Consider the following 17,189-nt stretch of genomic DNA (forward strand, 5'->3'; position numbering starts at 1 on the left):
AACCGTCATGAGCCACTACAAGTCCAATGTTCGCGACCAGGTATTCAACCTGTTCGAGGTGCTCGGTTTCGACAAGGCCCTCGGCGCGGGCGATTACAGCGATCTCGATGCCGACACCGTGCAGGAAATGCTTGTTGAGATGGCCCGGCTATCGGAAGGTCCGCTGGCCGCGTCGTTCGTCGACGGCGACCGCAACCCGCCGGTCTTCGACCCCGAGACGCACACCGTGACGCTGCCCGAGGAATTCAAGAAGTCGGTGAAGGCCTTCATCGACGGCGGCTGGGACAAGGTCGGCCTCGACGAAGAGCTCGGCGGCATGCCGATGCCCAAGACCCTGGTGTGGGCCCTGCACGAGCACGTGCTGGGCGCCAACCCCGCGGTGTGGATGTACGCCGGCGGCGCCGGCTTCGCCCAGATCGTGCACAACCTCGGCACCGAGGAACAGAAGCAGTGGGCCATCAAGGCTGCCGAGCGCGGTTGGGGCTCGACCATGGTTCTGACCGAGCCGGACGCCGGTTCCGACGTCGGCGCCGGCCGCACCAAGGCCGTCAAGCAGGACGACGGCTCCTGGCACATCGACGGTGTGAAGCGCTTCATCACCTCCGCCGACTCCGACGACCTCTTCGAGAACATCCTGCACCTGGTGCTGGCCCGCCCCGAGGGCGCCGGACCGGGCACCAAGGGTCTGTCGCTGTTCATCGTGCCGAAGTTCCTCTTCGACGCAGAGACCGGCGCACCCGGTGAGCGCAACGGCGTGTTCGTCACCAACGTCGAGCACAAGATGGGCCTGAAGGTTTCGGCCACCTGTGAGCTGACCTTCGGCCAGCACGGCACCCCGGCCAAGGGCTGGCTCGTCGGCGAGGTACACGAGGGCATCGCGCAGATGTTCGACGTGATCGAGCAGGCCCGAATGATGGTGGGCACTAAGGCGATTGCCACGCTGTCGACCGGTTACCTCAACGCTCTTGAGTACGCCAAGGAGCGCGTGCAGGGTGCCGACCTGACGCAGATGACCGACAAGGCCGCGCCGCGCGTGACGATCACCCATCACCCGGATGTTCGTCGCAGCCTGATGACCCAGAAGGCCTACGCCGAGGGTCTGCGTGCGCTGTACCTCTACACCTCCACCTACCAGGACGCCGCTGTCGCCAAGGCAGTGCAGGGCGTCGAGCCCGACCTCGCAGTCAAGGTCAACGACCTGCTGCTGCCGATCGTCAAGGGCGTCGGCTCCGAGCAGGCCTACGCCAAGCTCACCGAGAGCCTGCAGACCTTCGGTGGATCCGGCTTCCTGCAGGACTACCCGATCGAGCAGTACATCCGCGACGCGAAGATCGACTCGCTCTACGAGGGCACCACCGCGATCCAGGCGCAGGACTTCTTCTTCCGGAAGATCGTGCGCGACAAGGGTGTTGCGCTGGCACACGTGGCCGGCCAGATCAACGAGCTCATCGCGAACGAGGCCGGCAACGGCCGGCTGAAGACCGAGCGCGAACTGCTCGCCAAGGCCCTCGAGGACGTCCAGGCCATGGCCGCGACGATGACCGGTTATCTGATGTCCGCGCAGGAGGATGCCAACAGCATCTACAAGGTGGGCCTGGCCTCGGTGCGCTTCCTGATGAGCGTCGGCGACCTGGTCATCGCCTGGTTGCTTCAGCGTCAAGCCGCGGTTGCCATCGCGGCTCTCGATGCCGGCGCCACCGGTGCCGATCGCTTGTTCTACGAGGGCAAGATCGCCGTCGCGTCGTTCTTCGCCAAGAGCTTCCTGCCGCTGCTGACCAGCACGCGGCTGGTGATCGAGACGATTGACAACGACATCATGGAGCTCGACGAAGCTGCCTTCTAAAGTTTCGACGCACTTCTGCGTCCATCGGCCCCGGGATCGTTCGGTCTCGGGGCCGATGGCGTAGGGGCGTCCGGCGTCCGTGTAGCGCCACGCAGGGACTTTGGTCACTTTTTGCCAGCGATTGCGCTTCAACCGACCTATGTCGGGACTTTGGGCCCTGGCAGTTAGCTGGCGATCCGCTACATTCTAGGAATGGCGATGCTTGACAGCAACGAAGCGATTACCGCGCATCCCGCTCAGACCGGCAGAAAGCCGGGCAGCGCGAATCCGCTGGCGAATATTGTCGGGCCTTTCACAAAAGCCGGTGGCTACTACGCCCGTTCGTGGGGTGCATATCTCGAAGGCGGCAACGACGAGTTGCCAGTCGCCCGCCCCACGCTCTCGCTGGCAACCCACGCCCTGCGCGACGAGATCGTCCTGGTCGGGCTGCGGTTACGCCGCCCGCTGAGCGACGAGGCGGTCTACGAAAAGATCAACACCGAGGTCGTCAAGGCCATCGACTTCTACGGCAAGCGAGGCTGGCTCGCCCGCCCGGAGGGCTTCTTCGCCGCCCCGCCGGCGCCGAAAGACGTGACCATTCGGTCGTACAAAGTCCGTGGCCAAACCCACGAGCGGCTCTCGTTCGACAGCGGTTACCAGCCCTACGCCCGGGAACCCGGCCGCGCCCGCTGGCTGAGCTACACCGGCAATCATCGCGAATACGCGATGATGCTGCGCCACCGCGAACCGCGCCCGTGGCTGGTGTGCGTGCACGGCACCGAGATGGGCCGGGCCAACCTGGACCTCGCCCTGTTCCGGGCCCGGCATCTGCACGAGCGGTTCGGCCTCAACGTGATACTTCCGGTCCTGCCGATGCACGGCCCGCGCGCCAAAGGCTTGCCCAAGGGCGCAGTCTTTCCCGGTGAGGACGTGATGGACGACGTCCACGCCACCGCACAGGCGGTCTGGGACATCCGTCGCGTGCTGGCCTGGATCCGCCAGCAACAACCCGGCGCCAAGATCGGGTTGAACAGCATCTCACTCGGCGGCTACATCGCGGCCCTGGTGGCCAGCGTCGATGAAGACCTGACCTGCGCGATCCTCGGCGTTCCGCCAGCCAACCTGGTGTCGATCCTTGGCCGGCACGCCGGCTTGGGCACAGACGACCCCCGGTACCGGACATTGGAATTGGCCGCACCGATCGGCGAGATGATCTCCCCGCTGTCGCTACAACCCAAGGTTGCCCCGGAAGGCCGGTTCATCTACGCCGGAGTTGCCGACCGGATCGTGCATCCGCGCGAGCAGGTGCTGGGATTGTGGGAGCACTGGGGACGGCCGAACATCGGCTGGTACCGCGGCGGTCATACCGGGTTCTTCCAGGCTCGTCCGGTTCAGCAGTTCGTCGACGCCGCGCTGGTGCAGTCCGGCCTGGTGGATTCGGGGACCTAGGCCAGCGGAGGTTTTCCTGGAAAACCGCCGCTGGAATCCCCTCTTGTCCAGCGGCGGTTCCTTTGTTCGCGACAATAGGCCGCAAACAAAGAGGATGCCCCGTGTTGCCGTCGGGTCGGGGGGTCAGACGGCAACACGGAGCTATCCAGTACATCTGTAACCCGCAGGCGTCCGTTACAAACCCCGGGAAACTTTTTTTCCGAGTTTTTTCTTACGCCTCGAGGATCGCGGTGACGCCCTGGCCGCCCGCAGCGCAGATCGAGATGAGGCCGCGCACCGGCTGACCGGTCTCCTTTTTCTTCTCCGCCAACTGCTTGGCGAGCTGAGCCACAATGCGGCCGCCGGTGGCCGCAAACGGATGGCCGGCGGCCAGCGAGGAGCCGTTGACATTGAGCTTGTCGCGGTCGATCGCACCCAGCGCGGAGTCGAGTCCTAGCAGCTCCTTGCAGTATTCGTCGGATTCCCAGGCCTGCAGATGGGCAAGCACCACCGACGCGAACGCCTCGTGGATCTCGTAGAAATCGAAGTCCTGCAACGCCAGCCCATTGCGCGCCAGCAGGCGCGGCACGGCGTAGGTCGGCGCCATCAACAGGCCGTCCGCCCCGTTGACGTAGTCGACCGCGGCGGTCTCGGAATCGACGAAGTACGCCAGCGGACTCAGCGAATGTGACGTTGCCCACTCCTCGCTTGCCAGCAACGCCACCGAGGCGCCATCGGTCAGCGGCGTCGAGTTCCCCGCGGTCATCGTGGCGTCGCCGTTGCGCACGCCGAACACCGGCTTGAGCTTGGCCAGTTTCTCGGCGCTGGAGTCGGCGCGCAGGTTGTTGTCCCGGTATAGCCCGAGGAAGGGCGTGACGAGATCGTCGAAGAAGCCGCGGTCGTAAGCAGCGGCCATATTGCGGTGGCTGGCCGCGGCCAGCTCATCCTGATCGACGCGCTTGATGCCCATCTTCTTGGCGGTGATCGCGGCGTGATCGCCCATCGACAATCCGGTGCGCGGTTCCCCGTTGGTGGGGATCTCGATGCCCAGCGCGGCGGGCAGCTTGCCGACGAGCTTGAGCCGGTCCACGTTCGACTTGGACCGACGCAGACTGAGCAGGGTGCGGCGCAGGTCGTCGCCGAGGCCGATCGGGGCGTCGGAGGTGGTGTCCACCCCGCCGGCGGCCGCGACCTCGTAGCGGCCGGCGGCGATTCCGTCGGCGGCCGCGATCGCTGCCTGCAGACCGGTGCCGCAGGCCTGCTGCAGATCGATCGCCGGGGTGTAGGGCGACAACTGGCTGCCGAGCACGCTCTCCCGCATCAGATTGAAATCGCGGCTGTGCTTGATCACCGCCCCGCCGACCACCGCCCCGAGTCGCTCGCCTGCCAAGTCGAACCGATCCATCAGACCGCCCAGCGCGGCGATGAACATGTCCTGGTTGGACGCGTTCGCGTAGGCGCCGTCCGACCGTGCGAACGGGATGCGGTTGCCGCCGATCACGGCGACCCGGCGACTGTTTCCACTGGTAGAGCCCACGTCAATCTCCGCCTAACGTTCGGTTTGAGAGGGGGTATACCCAACCCATAGTACGCACCGTCCTTACTCTGGAGTAAGTTCGTTCCCGGTCCCCGCATCGCAACTCGAAAGGCACGTTCGTGGCTTCCGACCTGTTTTCTCAGATCGTCAACTCCGCGCCAGGCTCACTGCTGGCCAAGCAGCTTGGCATTCCGCAGCCGGAGACATTGCGCCGCTATCGGCCCGGTGAACCGCCGCTGGCCGGCTCGCTGCTGATCGGCGGTGACGGCCGCGTGGTCGAACCGCTGCGGACGGCGCTGGCCGAGGATTACGACGTGGTGGCCAACAATCTCGGCGGCCGTTGGGCCGACTCCTTCGGCGGCCTGGTATTCGACGCCACCGGCATCACCGAGCCCGAGCAACTGCGCGGCCTCTACGAGTTCTTCACCCCGCTGCAGCGCAACCTCGGTCCGTCGGCCCGCCTCGTCGTGGTCGGCACCACCCCCGACGAGGCCGCCAGCACCGACGAACGTATCGCCCAGCGCGCGCTCGAGGGATTCACCCGCTCGCTGGGTAAAGAGCTGCGGCACGGCGCGACCGTCGCCCTCGTGTATTTGTCGCCGTCGGCCAAACCCGCCGCGACCGGCCTGGAATCGACGCTGCGGTTCATCCTGTCGGGCAAGTCGGCCTACGTCGACGCCCAGGTGTTCTACGTCGGCGCCGCGGACTCGACCCCGCCCGCCGACTGGGACAAGCCCCTGGCCGGCCGGGTCGGCATCGTGACGGGCGCGGCCCGCGGTATCGGGGCCACGATCGCCGAGGTGTTCGCGCGCGATGGCGCCAAGGTCGTCGCGATCGACATTGAAAACGCAGCGTCGGCGCTCGAAGAGACGGCGGCGAAAGTGGGCGGCACCGCCCTGGCGCTGGACGTCACCGCCGCCGACGCGGTGGACAAGATCACCGAGCATCTGCGCGAGCACTACTCGGATCACAACGGGGGCCGCGCCGACATCCTGGTCAACAACGCCGGCATCACTAGGGACAAGCTGCTGGCGAACATGGACGACGCACGCTGGGACTCGGTGGTCGCAGTGAATCTGCTTGCTCCGCAACGCCTTACCGAGGGCTTGGTCGCCAACGGCAGCATCGGTGAAGGCGGGCGGATCATCGGGTTGTCCTCGATGGCCGGTATCGCCGGAAACCGGGGGCAGACCAACTACGCGACCACCAAGGCCGGGATGATCGGCCTCACACAGGCATTGGCCCCCGGGCTGGCGGACAAGGGCATCACCATCAACGCCGTCGCACCCGGGTTCATCGAGACGGCGATGACGGCGGCGATCCCGCTGGCCACCCGGGAGGTCGGCCGCCGGCTGAACTCCCTATATCAGGGCGGCAAGCCGGTCGACGTGGCCGAGGCCATCGCCTATTTCGCCAGCCCGGCCTCGAATGCGGTGACCGGCAACGTGATCCGGGTGTGCGGCCAAGCAATGCTGGGGGCCTGACCTTGAGTACCGCGACCGAACAGCCGAGGGGCTTACGGAACCTCCTACGCGCGGCGGCCGGATCGCTGCCGTTCATTCCGCGCGGCGAGAATCTGCCCAACCGCACGCTGACCGTCGACGAACTCGCGATCGACCCGTCGAACGTCGCGGCATACGCCGCTGTCACCGGACTGCCCTTCGGCGACACCGTGCCGCTGACCTATCCGTTTGTGCTGACGTTCCCGACGGTCATGGCGCTGATCACCGGATTCGACTTCCCCTTCGCCGCGATGGGCGCGGTACACGTCGAGAACCAGATCACCCGATACCGGCCGATCGCGGTCACCGACACCGTCGGGGTCAAAGTGCATGCCGAGAATCTGCGCGAGCACCGCAAGGGTCTGTTGGTCGATGTCGTCGCTGACATCCATGTGGGTAACGAGCGGGCATGGCATCAGGTCACCACGTTCCTGCACCAGCAGCGCACCAGCTTGTCCGGCGGCCCCAAGCCGGAGCCCCCGAAACGGCCGAAACTACCGCCGCCCAACGCAATTCTGCGGATCAGCCCCGGCAAGATCCGGCGCTACGCGTCGATCGGCGGGGATCACAATCCGATCCACACCAGTGCGATCGGCGCCAAACTGTTCGGCTTCCCCACCGCCATCGCCCACGGAATGTTCAGTGCGGCAGCCATTCTGGCAAATATCGAGGCTCAACTGCCCGATGCTGTGCGCTACTTGGTGAAGTTCGGCAAGCCGGTTGTCTTGCCGGCGAGCGCCGGCCTCTACGTCGACCGGGCGGCCGACGGCTGGGACATCACGTTGCGCAATATGGCCAAGGGCTACCCGCACCTCACCGCGGCCGTGCGCGCACTCTAGAGGTCAGGCCGTCAACACCTGCCGCATACAGCGTCGCGGGAACAGAGCTCCGGTTCGGATCCTGGTGGCCCGAGCCGGGTTTGAGTCGAACAGCGCTCGGCTACGCGCGGTTTCGGTGATTACGCCGAACGGCGCAAAGCCGAAATCGTAGATATACAGCCGCCCGCCGGACCGCAGCACCCGGGCCAGTTCCGGAACGGCCGCTGCGGGGTCGTCCCAATGGTGCGAGCTGAACGACGTGACGACGAGGTCGAAAGTGTCGGTGGCGAAAGGTAAGTCGGTGACGTCACCCTGCTTCGCGCACGCCCGATCGCCGAACTCACTCAGATTCCGTTGGGCCGCGTTGACCATGTCCGCCGACAAATCCACCCCGACGAGGTGTAGATCAGGCCTCCGCCGGGCCAGTTCGGCGACCAGAACTCCCGGGCCGGTGCCCACATCCAGAACCTCCGCACCATCGGGCAGGACATCGACGAGATCGTCGGCGATCCGCGAGTACAGGCCGCGCAACAGGGTGCGGGCCACTCTGTCGTAGACGCGGCTGCCCCGGCCGGAGAAGACTCCCGGACAGTTTCTGTGGTGGTGGACTCGCATCGACCCTCCAATAGTTGTGCCAAGCAACTATCGAGGGACGCTACCCCTCTATAGTTGCTGTGCACAACTGTCGAGCGTGAGGACACCACCCCATGAACCGCGGCGACGCCGAGCAGCTCCATGTCCTGTTCATGGATCTGGTCCGGGTGGCCGGCGTGATCCGGCCCGACCAGGAGATTCCTGGGTTTCCCATCTCGATGTCGCAGGCCTTCGCCGTTCATGAGCTCGACACCGACGTCCCGCTCTCGCAGCGCGAGCTGGCCGACCGGTTGAGGCTGGAGAAGAGCACGGTGAGCCGGATGATCGCCGACCTCGAGCGGCTGGGGTTGGTCGAGCGCGAACGCGACCCGGCCAGCCGGCGCACCAACAGATTGCGGCTCACCCACGAAGGGCGGGCGCTCCACGTCCGGATCGCCGCCAATTACAAAGAGCAGTTCCGCCACTGGGCCGCGGGACTCAGCGACGCCGAGGCTGCGGCCCTGCTGGTCGGATTGCCCGCGCTGATCCGCGTCGTGCGCGAGACGGTAATGGAAAGCGCCACGTCGGCTAGCTCGTCGTGACCGACGTCGTCTCCTTGTCGGCGGGGGCGCCCTTGAGGCCGCGCCAGAACAGGTTGATCAACATGTCGGCGGCTTCGTCGACGTCGGCATCGCCAGCGCTGACCCGGGCCGCGACGGCCTCGCCCGCGCCCACCAGCGCCACCGCCATCATGTGAAAGTCGGTGTCGGGCTCGGGATGCCGGGTGCCGGCCTCCACCAACCGCGCGACCATGTCGATGATCTTCTCGCGGCCCTCGCGCACGGTGTGAGCGAATGCCTGCGAGCTGGTGGCCTGGGTGTAGAGCACGATCCACGAGGCGCGGTTGGCGTCGATGTAGCGCAGCACCGAGGAGATGACACTGCGCAACAACTCGTGCGGACTCTGCTCGAGGTCGATGTCGTCGCGGACCGCTTCGGTGAAGCGGCTCAGTTCCCGGCTCAAGCAGGCCCCGAAAAGTTCTTCCTTGGAGCCGTAGTACAGGTACAGCATCGGCTTGGAGATCTGCGCCTCTGCGGCAATGACGTCCATGGACGTCTCGTGATAGCCGTTGACCGAAAACATCTGGACAGCGGCGTCGAGCATCTGCTGCTCCCGCACGGCTCGGGGCAACCGCTTGGTGCCACCTGCCATATCACTGCCTTCCGCTGTGCCCGAGCATCCAGGCTAACCGCCGCAGCGTGGACTCTGCCCTTTCAGACGCGCCATTCTCAGCAGGGAAGTTTCGACCGCGGGTAGCGACAGCTCCCCGGCGTTGACCGCCTTCTCCAGCCGGTCCAGCACCGCGGGCACCTCATCGGTGGTCACCCACAGCGCCACATCGATGCCGGCCTGCAGGCTGCGCAGCACGGCCTCGGCGACGCCGTACCGGTCGGAGATGGCCGCCATGCTGGACAGATCGTCACTGAACACCGGACCGTCGAACCCCGGCCCGCCGTAGCCGCCACTGCGCAACAGACCCACCGCCGCGGCGCTGAGACTGGCCGGCTGTGTTCCGGTCAGCCCCGGCACCTCGAGGTGGCCGACCATGACGGCGACGGGTGCTTCGGTGGTCAACGTGCGGTAGGGAATCAGGTCGTTGGCCTGCAGATCCGCCAGCGGTGGGGTGGTCACCGCCCCGGCGGTGTGTGAGTCGCCCGAACCGTGCCCGTGACCGGGGAAGTGCTTGAGCACCGGCAGTAGCCCGGCATCCCGCAGGCCGCGGGCGTAGGCACCGGCGTAGGCGGTGACCACCGCCGGATCGTTCGAGAATGATCGGTCACCGATCACGGTGTCGTCGGCGGCGTCGGTGACATCGACGACGGGTGCGAAGTCGATGGTGATGCCCATGCCGCGCATCTGGCGGCCGCGGTCGAGCGCCAGTTGGTACACCTGCTCAGGGGTTTGGGTCGCGGCCAGCACCCGGGCCGACGGGGCCGGGCCGATGAGCTTCGACAGCCGCTCCACGCGGCCGCCCTCCTCGTCGACGCTGACGGCCAACGGCAACGGCCCGGCGTTGGCGATATCGGGCAGGGAGCCGTCGGTCAGCATCGACAGGTCGGTCCAGCTGCCGATGAAGATGCCACCGACGTGATAGGTGTCCACCACGGCGCGGGCGTCGGCACTGCTCTTGACGCCGACCATCAGCACCTGGGCCAGCTTGTCCCGGGTGGACAGCGCGTTCAACAACGCGGGGCCGTCGCCGCAGGCGGCTTGTGCCGGGGCCGCAGGCGCCGGGACGGGGCCGGCCATCGGGCTGGCCGACGACGACGTGCTGACCGGCGACGATGACGCGGCGCCGGGACGCGAGGCAGCGGCTGAGCAGCCGGCGAGAAGCAACGCACACCCTGACAGGGCCGCGATTCCGCGAATCGAGAGCAGGCGGGTAGGCATCCGCACATGCTGTCATGGCCGTCGCCGCGGGCCAACCAAGGTTGGCCGCGTGCTAGGTTGGCCAGCGGGTATTCACCCAGCGAATTAGCCGCCCCCAGCACCTGCGAGGAGAACCGATCATGACCCGGTTCGTGGTTCCTGCCGCCGCCAGCATCGTGGTCGGTCTGCTGCTCGGGGCCGCCGCGATATTCGGCGTGACGTTGATGATCCAGCAGGACACCAAGCCGCCGTTGTCGCCCGGCGATCCCGCGTCGTCGGTGCTGAACCGCGTCGAGTACGGCAACCGCGGCTAGCCTGAGCACGCTCGCCGCCGCCTCCCCCGCGGTCACGGAGGCGAACATCATCACCCCGCCGCTCTCGCGGCGCTGGCTCGGCGGAGCCTTCCTCGTTGCGCTGCTGCTGTGCTTCGCCCAGTCGCCGGGGCTGATCTCGCCGGACACCAAACTCGACCTGACCGCCAACCCGCTGCGCTTCCTGGCCCGCGCCGCCAACCTGTGGAACAGCGACCTGCCGTTCGGGCAGGCACAGAACCAGGCCTACGGCTACCTCTTCCCGCACGGGGCGTTCTTCCTGCTGGGCGACACCCTCGGCGTGCCCGGCTGGATCACCCAACGGCTGTGGTGGGCACTCCTGCTCACGGCCGGATTCTGGGGGCTGCTGCGGGTGGCCGAAGCGCTGGGCATCGGGACCACCCCGTCGCGCATCATCGGGGCCGTCGCGTTCGCGCTGTCGCCCCGGGTGCTGACGACGCTTGCGTCGATCTCCTCGGAAACCCTGCCGATGATGCTGGCGCCGTGGGTGTTACTGCCGGTGATTCTGGCTCTACGCGGAGGCGACGGCAGATCCTTGCGGGTGCTGGCCGGGCGGGCCGGTCTCGCATTGGCGTTGATGGGCGCGGTCAACGCGGTCGCCACGATCACCGGCTGCCTGCCGGCCATCATCTGGTGGCTGTGCCATCGACCGAATCGGGTGTGGTGGCGATTCACCGGGTGGTGGGCACTGGCCTCGGCACTGGCCGTCACCTGGTGGGTGGTCGCGCTGCTGGCGCTCGGCCGGATCAGCCCGCCGTTCCTGGACTTCATCGAATCCTCCGGCGTCACCACGCAATGGACGTCGCTGACCGAGATGCTGCGCGGCACCGACAGCTGGACGCCGTACGTCGCGCCCAATGCCACCGCGGCCGCCGAGCTCGTCACCCAGCCGGCCATGGTGTTGGCCACGACGCTGGTGGCCGCCGCCGGGATGGCCGGGTTGGCGCTGCGCTCGATGCCGGCGCGCGGCCGGCTGATCACCATGCTGTTGATCGGTGTGGTCCTGCTGGGCGTCGGCTACTCCGGCGGGTTGGGCTCGGCGATCGCGCACCAGGTGCAGGGCTTCCTCGACGCGGCGGGCGCACCGCTGCGCAACGTGCACAAGCTTGAACCGGTGATCCGGATCCCGTTGGTGCTCGGCCTGGCGCACCTGCTGGGCCGGATCCCCCTGCCCGGCAGCGCACCACGACCGGTGTGGATCCGCGCCTTCGCCCATCCCGAGAACGACAAGCGGGTGGCCGTCGGCATCGTCGTCCTCGCCGGGATGCTGGTGGCCACGTCGATGGCCTGGACCGGCCGGCTCACCCCGCCCGGCGCGTTCAGCGCCATCCCCGACTACTGGCATCAGGCGGCGGACTGGCTGACCGAGCACAACACCGGCGAGCCAACCCCGGGGCGGGTATTGGTAGTCCCCGGCGCCCCGTTCGCCACCCAGGTGTGGGGTAACAGTCACGACGAACCGCTGCAGGTCCTCGGTGAAAGCCCTTGGGGTGTCCGCGATTCCATCCCGTTGACGCCGCCCCAGACCATCCGGGCGCTGGACTCGGTTCAGCGGCTGTTCGCCGCGGGCCGGGCGTCGGCCGGGCTGGCGGACACGTTGGCCCGCCAGGGCATCTCCTATGTGGTCGTGCGCAACGACCTCGACCCGGACAAGTCCCGGTCGGCGCGCCCGCTGCTGGTACACCGGGCCATCGACGGTTCACCGGGGCTGCACAAGGTGGCGCAGTTCGGTGAACCGGTCGGGCCCGGCACCCTCGAGGGGTTCATCAGCGACAGTGGGCTGCGGCCGAGATACCCGGCCGTGGAGATCTATCGTGTTGGCACACAGGGTAATCCGGCGGTTCCCTATCTGACCGACGCCAACCGGATGGCCCGCGTCGACGGCGGGCCCGAGGTGGTGTTGCGCGTCGACGAACGGCGCCGCCTACTCGGCCAGGCCCCGCTGGGGCCGATGTTGCTGACCTCCGACGCCCAGCGGGCCGGCCTTCCGGTCCCGCTGGTCACGGTCACCGACACCCCGGTCGACCGGGAAACCGACTACGGCCGCGTCGACGACCACTCGTCGGCGGCCAGGGCCGAAGGCGTCCACCGCAACACCTTCAACCGAGTACCCGACTATCCGGTCCCGGGCGCCAAGCTCGTGCACGGCGCCTGGACCGGGGGTCGGCTGTCCGCATCGAGTTCGTCCTCGGACGCCACCGCGTTGCCCAACGTCTCCCCGTCCAGCGGCCCGGCCGCGGCGATCGACGGCGACTCGGCCACCGCGTGGGTGTCCAACTCCCTGCAGGCCGCGGTCGGGCAGTGGCTGCAGATCGACTTCGACCACCCTGTCACCAACGCAACGCTGACGCTCACGCCAAGCGCAACCGCCGTCGGCGCCCAGGTGCGCCGCATCCAGGTGTCGACCCAAAATGGCACCACCACAGTTCGTTTCGATGATCCCGGGAAGCCGCTCGCGGTGGCCCTGCCCTACGGGGAGTCGCCATGGGTGCGGATCACCGCGATCGGCACCGACGACGGCTCGTCGGGAGTCCAGTTCGGCATCACCGATCTGTCGGTGACCCAGTACGACGCGTCCGGCTTCGCGCATCCCGTCGACCTGAGGTACAGCATGCTGGTGCCGGGTCCGCCTGGTGGATCAGCCGTCGCGGCATGGGATCTGGGCGCCGAGCTGCTCGGCAGGCAGGGCTGCGCGGATTCCCCCGACGGCGTGCACTGCGCGGCGTCGATGGCACAGGCCCCCGAGGAGCCGGTCACCCTGAGCCGGACCCTGACGGTGCCCAAGCCGATTGAGGTCAGCCCGACGGTGTGGGTGCGTGCCCGCCAGGGCCCGCACCTGGCGGACCTCATCGCCGAGCCGGGCACCACCAGGTCGCGCGCCGACTCGGACCTGATCGACGTGGAGGGTTCGGCTTACGCGGCGACCGACGGCGATCCGCGTACCGCGTGGACCGCGCCGCAGAACGTCGTGCAACACCACAGCTCGCCCACGCTGACTGTCACGCTGCCCAAACCGACCGAGGTCACCGGGCTGGCGCTGACCCCCAGTTCCTCGCCGCTGCCCACCCATCCGACGATGGTGGCCATCGATCTCGGCGACGGCCCGCAGACCCGCCGGCTGGACGGCGGCCCGAATGCGGGTACCCAGACGGTGGCGCTGCGGCCGAAGGTCACCGATACGGTGCGGATCAGCCTGCTGAACTGGAATGACGTAATCGACCGCACCGCACTGGGTTTCGACCAGCTCAAACCGCCAGGCCTGGCCGAGGTCGCGGTATTGGGGCCAGACGGTAAACCCGTAGCCGCCGCCGACGCCGCCACCAACCGGAAACGTACGATCGAAATCCCCTGCGGCCAAGGCCCCATCATCGCGGTGTCGGGACGGTTCGTGCAGACCTCGGTGACCACCACGGTCGGGGCGCTGCTGGACGGTCAGCCGATCCCGGCCCGCGCGTGCGACTCGGCGCCGATCGCCCTGCCTGCCGGCCAGCAAGAGCTACTGATCAGCCCCGGCTCGGCGTTCGTCGTGGACGGCGCTCAGCTGAACGGGCCCCAGGCCGACCAAATACCCACGGCACCAACGACTCCCGCCGAGATAACCAGCTGGGGTTCGGATCGCAGGGAATTCACCGTGAGCAGGGCCCCCACCGCACGGGTACTGGTCGTCCCCGAGAGTGTCAGTCCCGGCTGGGTGGCGCGCCTTCCCGACGGCGTCACCCTGACGCCGGTGGTCGTCAACGGCTGGCAACAAGGCTGGGTGGTGCCCGCCGGTGAGCAGGGCACGGTCACGGTGAGCTTCCCGTCCAACCGGGGTTACCGGATCGGGCTGGCCGCCGGGCTGTCGCTGCTGCCGTTGCTTCTGCTGCTGGCGCTCGTCCCGCCCCGCCGCCCACCGGCGAGCCGAGATCCGGCTCAGCCGTGGACACTGCCCGTGCTGGCCGGCGCGGCCGTGCTGGTCGCGGGCGGGCTGATCGCCGGGGTCGGCGGCCTGGTGGTGTTCGGCACCGCCATCGTGCTCGGCTACCTGCTGCGCAACCGGGCCCGGCTGCGCGACCGGGTGACGCTGACGGCCAGCGCCTGCGGGCTGATCGCCGCGGGCACGCTGCTGTCGCGGTACCCGTGGCGATCCGTCGACGGCTACATCGGACACTCCCCCTGGGTACAGCTATTGGCCCTGATCGCGGTGGGTGCATTGGCCGCCTCCGCCTTAGCTCGACGGCCACCGCCAACTGACAGCGAAACCGCCGAGGACACAAGCATTTCCCATTAGGGTGCCTGGTATGGCTGTACCTGATCTGACGATGCCGTCACAGGTCGAGACCGTGCGGGGAGCGATCCCGACCACCGACCTGGGTGTGGTGTTCATGCACGAACACGTCTTCGTCCTGTCGCAGGAGATCATCGCCAACTATCCCGAAGGCTGGGGTGACGAAGCGGCCAGGGAAACCGACGCCGTGGCCAAGCTCAACGAGCTGAAGGCCCTCGGGGTGGACACCATCGTCGACCCGACGGTGATCGGGCTGGGCCGCTACATTCCGCGCATCCAGCGGGTGGCCGCGCAGACCGACCTGCAGATCGTGGTGGCCACCGGGATCTACACCTACAACGACGTCCCGATGTACTTCCACTTCAGCGGTCCGGGAACACTGCTGGACGGCCCGGAAATCATGACCGAGCTGTTCGTCCGAGACATCACCGAAGGGATCGCCGGCACCGGCGTCAAGGCGGCAATCCTCAAGTGCGCCACCGACGAGCCCGGCATCACCCCCGGTGTCGAACGCGTGCTGCGCGCGGTGGCCCAGGCGCACAAGCAGACCGGCGTGCCAATCACCACCCACACCCACGCGGCCACCCGGCGCGGCCTGGAGCAACAGCGCATCTTCGCTGAGGAAGGCGTCGACCTGAGCCGGGTCATCATCGGGCACAGCGGCGACACCACCGATCTGGGTTACCTGGAGGAGCTGATCGCGCCCGGGTCATACCTGGGCATGGACCGGTTCGGCCTGGACAGCATGTTGAGCTTCGACGACCGGGTCGACACCGTCGCGCGGATGTGCGAGCGCGGCCACGCCGACAAGATGGTCCTCTCGCATGACGCGTCCTGCTACATCGACTGGCTACCGGAGGCGCTGGTGCCGGTTGCCCTGCCCAACTGGCACTATCGCCATATCCACAACGACGTACTGCCCGCGCTCCGCCAGCGCGGAGTCACCGAAGACCAGATCACCACCATGCTGGTCGGCAACCCCCGCAACATCTTCGCTAAGCAAGGTGCCTATGAGTGACGAGATTCCCGCGATCGGGACCCGGATGAGCCAACTCGCTGCCGAGGCGCCCGATCGCCCGGTGGTGAGCGCCGATGGCCGCACCATCACCCGCGCCGAGCTGGAGTCGGCGTCGAACCGGCTGGCGCGCGCCTACGCCGAACTCGGGGTCAAGCAAGGCGATTACGTCACCATCGCGGTGCCGAACTCGATCGAGTGGGTACTGGCGACGGTGGCGGTGTGGAAGCTTGGTGCGATTCCGCAGCCACTGTCCCCGCGGCTGCCCGACGCCGAGTTCGAGGGCCTGCTCGATCTCGTGCCGCGCGCCCTGCTGGTGGGCCGCGCCGACCCACGCGGGGTGGTGCCGTCTGTCGACGCAGATTTCACCGGCAGCCCGGAGTTGTCGGATGGTCCTCTCCCCGAAGCGGTTTCACCGGTGTGGAAGTCGTTGGCCTCAGGTGGCAGCACCGGACGGCCCAAACTGATCGAAGCCGGTGGTGACGGCCGGATCCCGGCCGATCTGCTGGCGATGTCGATGGGCAATGAACCGACCGACACCCAGCTGCTCCCCGTGCCGTTGAGTCACAACACGGGGTTCACGTCGGCGGCCATCGCGCTGCTGACCGGGCAGCATCTGGTGTTGATGCGCCGGTTCGACCCGGAGCACTTCCTGCGGCTGGTCAGCGACTACCAAGTGAACTACCTGGCGACGGTGCCGACGATCTTGCAACGGCTGCTGCCGGTGTATCACGCCAACCCCGAGGCCTACGACCTGTCGTCACTGCGCCGGCTGTGGCACCTGGCCGCGCCGTGCCCACCGAACATCAAGGAGGCCTGGATCGAGCTGCTGGGCCCGGATGCGGTGTGGGAACTGTACGGCGGCACCGAACTTCAGGCACTGACGTTCATCGGCGGCGCGGAGTGGCTGACCCACCGTGGGTCGGTCGGTCGCGTGGTCGCCGGCGAGATGAAGGTGCTCGACGACGACGGCAACGAGTGCCCGCCCGGGGTGATCGGCGAGATCTACATGCGCCCGGCCGTGGGCTCCGCCCCCACCTACCGCTACATCGGCAGCACAGCCAAGTCCCGCGACGGCTGGGACTCGCTGGGCGATCTGGGCTGGTTCGACGACGAGGGTTACCTGTACCTGGCTGACCGGCGCGTCGACATGTTCACCGTCGGTGGACGCAATGTGTACCCGGCGGAGATCGAGAACGCGCTCGCCGAGCACCCCGCCATTCTGTCCTGTCTGGTGGTCGGGGTGCCGCATGAAGACCTCGGTCAGGTGCCACATGCGTTGGTGCACACCGACGGTGCTGTGCTCAGTGCGGATGAAGTGGCGGCGTTCGTGGCACAGCGGCTGTCGGACTACAAGGTGCCGCGCAGTGTGGAATTCGTCGACACGCCGCTGCGTGACGACGCCGGCAAGGCCCGCCGGTCCGCGGTCCGCGATGAGGTCATCGCCCGGTTGCAGGCGTAGTTC

13 protein-coding genes are annotated in these 17,189 nt (G+C 67.6%); 9 read left to right on the forward strand and 4 right to left on the reverse strand.

Translation table 11 applies throughout. The annotated features are described in order from the left end of the window. Positions 1-7 precede the first annotated feature (7 nt). Positions 8-1,843: an acyl-CoA dehydrogenase gene (locus SLQ31_RS21130; protein WP_319436006.1), complete on the forward strand. Its 1,836-nt coding sequence runs from the start codon at positions 8-10 to the stop codon at positions 1,841-1,843. A gap of 198 nt (positions 1,844-2,041) precedes the next feature. Next, positions 2,042-3,271 carry a hypothetical protein gene (locus SLQ31_RS21135; protein ID WP_319436242.1) on the forward strand — a complete coding sequence of 410 codons (1,230 nt, stop codon included), beginning with the start codon at positions 2,042-2,044 and terminating at the stop codon, positions 3,269-3,271. A 211-nt stretch (positions 3,272-3,482) separates the two neighbouring features. Here SLQ31_RS21135 and SLQ31_RS21140 read toward each other — a convergent pair whose 3' ends face one another. Further along, the gene (locus SLQ31_RS21140; RefSeq protein ID WP_413642651.1) at positions 3,483-4,787 is read right to left on the reverse strand and encodes an acetyl-CoA C-acetyltransferase; all 1,305 of its coding nucleotides are present in this window, start codon (positions 4,785-4,787) and stop codon (positions 3,483-3,485) included. Positions 4,788-4,906: 119 nt separating this feature from the next. Here SLQ31_RS21140 and SLQ31_RS21145 point away from each other — a divergent pair, with 119 nt between their 5' ends. Then, positions 4,907-6,271, forward strand: coding sequence for a 3-oxoacyl-ACP reductase (locus SLQ31_RS21145; protein ID WP_319436007.1), 1,365 nt, complete (start codon positions 4,907-4,909; stop codon positions 6,269-6,271). Positions 6,272-6,273: 2 nt separating this feature from the next. Further along, positions 6,274-7,128 carry a MaoC/PaaZ C-terminal domain-containing protein gene (locus SLQ31_RS21150; protein ID WP_319436008.1) on the forward strand — a complete coding sequence of 285 codons (855 nt, stop codon included), beginning with the start codon at positions 6,274-6,276 and terminating at the stop codon, positions 7,126-7,128. Between the two features lie 3 nt (positions 7,129-7,131). Here SLQ31_RS21150 and SLQ31_RS21155 read toward each other — a convergent pair whose 3' ends face one another. After that, complete coding sequence (locus SLQ31_RS21155) at positions 7,132-7,722, reverse strand: class I SAM-dependent methyltransferase (protein ID WP_319436009.1); 591 nt, start codon at positions 7,720-7,722, stop codon at positions 7,132-7,134. Positions 7,723-7,814: 92 nt separating this feature from the next. Between SLQ31_RS21155 and SLQ31_RS21160 the strand changes: the two genes are divergently transcribed. Beyond that, on the forward strand, positions 7,815-8,282 hold the full coding sequence (locus SLQ31_RS21160; protein WP_319436010.1) for a MarR family winged helix-turn-helix transcriptional regulator: 468 nt from the start codon (positions 7,815-7,817) through the stop codon (positions 8,280-8,282). Here the strand turns inward: SLQ31_RS21160 and SLQ31_RS21165 are convergent. Further along, positions 8,269-8,892, reverse strand: a complete 624-nt coding sequence (locus SLQ31_RS21165) for a TetR/AcrR family transcriptional regulator (protein ID WP_319436011.1) — start codon at positions 8,890-8,892, stop codon at positions 8,269-8,271. The genes SLQ31_RS21160 and SLQ31_RS21165 overlap by 14 nt on opposite strands. A gap of 33 nt (positions 8,893-8,925) precedes the next feature. Further along, positions 8,926-10,131 (reverse strand): glycoside hydrolase family 3 N-terminal domain-containing protein, encoded by a 1,206-nt coding sequence (locus SLQ31_RS21170; RefSeq protein ID WP_319436012.1) that lies wholly within the window; start codon positions 10,129-10,131, stop codon positions 8,926-8,928. A gap of 119 nt (positions 10,132-10,250) precedes the next feature. Here SLQ31_RS21170 and SLQ31_RS21175 point away from each other — a divergent pair, with 119 nt between their 5' ends. The 4 genes from SLQ31_RS21175 to SLQ31_RS21190 are packed head-to-tail and all read left to right on the forward strand — an operon-like array spanning position 10,251 to position 17,186. Beyond that, on the forward strand, positions 10,251-10,424 hold the full coding sequence (locus SLQ31_RS21175) for a DUF2613 domain-containing protein (RefSeq protein ID WP_071948071.1): 174 nt from the start codon (positions 10,251-10,253) through the stop codon (positions 10,422-10,424). A gap of 49 nt (positions 10,425-10,473) precedes the next feature. Continuing rightward, the gene (locus tag SLQ31_RS21180; protein ID WP_319436246.1) at positions 10,474-14,712 is read left to right on the forward strand and encodes an alpha-(1->3)-arabinofuranosyltransferase; all 4,239 of its coding nucleotides are present in this window, start codon (positions 10,474-10,476) and stop codon (positions 14,710-14,712) included. Between the two features lie 10 nt (positions 14,713-14,722). Beyond that, on the forward strand, positions 14,723-15,727 hold the full coding sequence (locus SLQ31_RS21185; RefSeq protein ID WP_413642656.1) for a phosphotriesterase: 1,005 nt from the start codon (positions 14,723-14,725) through the stop codon (positions 15,725-15,727). After that, positions 15,720-17,186: an AMP-binding protein gene (locus tag SLQ31_RS21190; RefSeq protein ID WP_319436013.1), complete on the forward strand. Its 1,467-nt coding sequence runs from the start codon at positions 15,720-15,722 to the stop codon at positions 17,184-17,186. Before SLQ31_RS21185 ends, SLQ31_RS21190 begins: the two co-directional genes overlap by 8 nt. Positions 17,187-17,189 lie beyond the last annotated feature (3 nt).

It is taken from the genome of Mycobacterium sp. RTGN5 (genome assembly GCF_033804465.1).
Classification (GTDB): domain Bacteria; phylum Actinomycetota; class Actinomycetes; order Mycobacteriales; family Mycobacteriaceae; genus Mycobacterium.

Excerpts from the sequence above, each read along its gene's own strand:
- SLQ31_RS21165 (WP_319436011.1), bottom strand. The coding sequence starts at position 8,892 with ATGGCAGGTGGCACCAAGCGGTTGCCCCGAGCCGTGCGGGAGCAGCAG.
- SLQ31_RS21135 (WP_319436242.1), top strand. The coding sequence starts at position 2,042 with ATGCTTGACAGCAACGAAGCGATTACCGCGCATCCCGCTCAGACCGGC.
- SLQ31_RS21185 (WP_413642656.1), top strand. The coding sequence starts at position 14,723 with ATGGCTGTACCTGATCTGACGATGCCGTCACAGGTCGAGACCGTGCGG.
- SLQ31_RS21130 (WP_319436006.1), top strand. The coding sequence starts at position 8 with ATGAGCCACTACAAGTCCAATGTTCGCGACCAGGTATTCAACCTGTTC.
- SLQ31_RS21160 (WP_319436010.1), top strand. The coding sequence starts at position 7,815 with ATGAACCGCGGCGACGCCGAGCAGCTCCATGTCCTGTTCATGGATCTG.
- SLQ31_RS21155 (WP_319436009.1), bottom strand. The coding sequence starts at position 7,722 with ATGCGAGTCCACCACCACAGAAACTGTCCGGGAGTCTTCTCCGGCCGG.
- SLQ31_RS21170 (WP_319436012.1), bottom strand. The coding sequence starts at position 10,131 with ATGCCTACCCGCCTGCTCTCGATTCGCGGAATCGCGGCCCTGTCAGGG.
- SLQ31_RS21175 (WP_071948071.1), top strand. The coding sequence starts at position 10,251 with ATGACCCGGTTCGTGGTTCCTGCCGCCGCCAGCATCGTGGTCGGTCTG.
- SLQ31_RS21190 (WP_319436013.1), top strand. The coding sequence starts at position 15,720 with ATGAGTGACGAGATTCCCGCGATCGGGACCCGGATGAGCCAACTCGCT.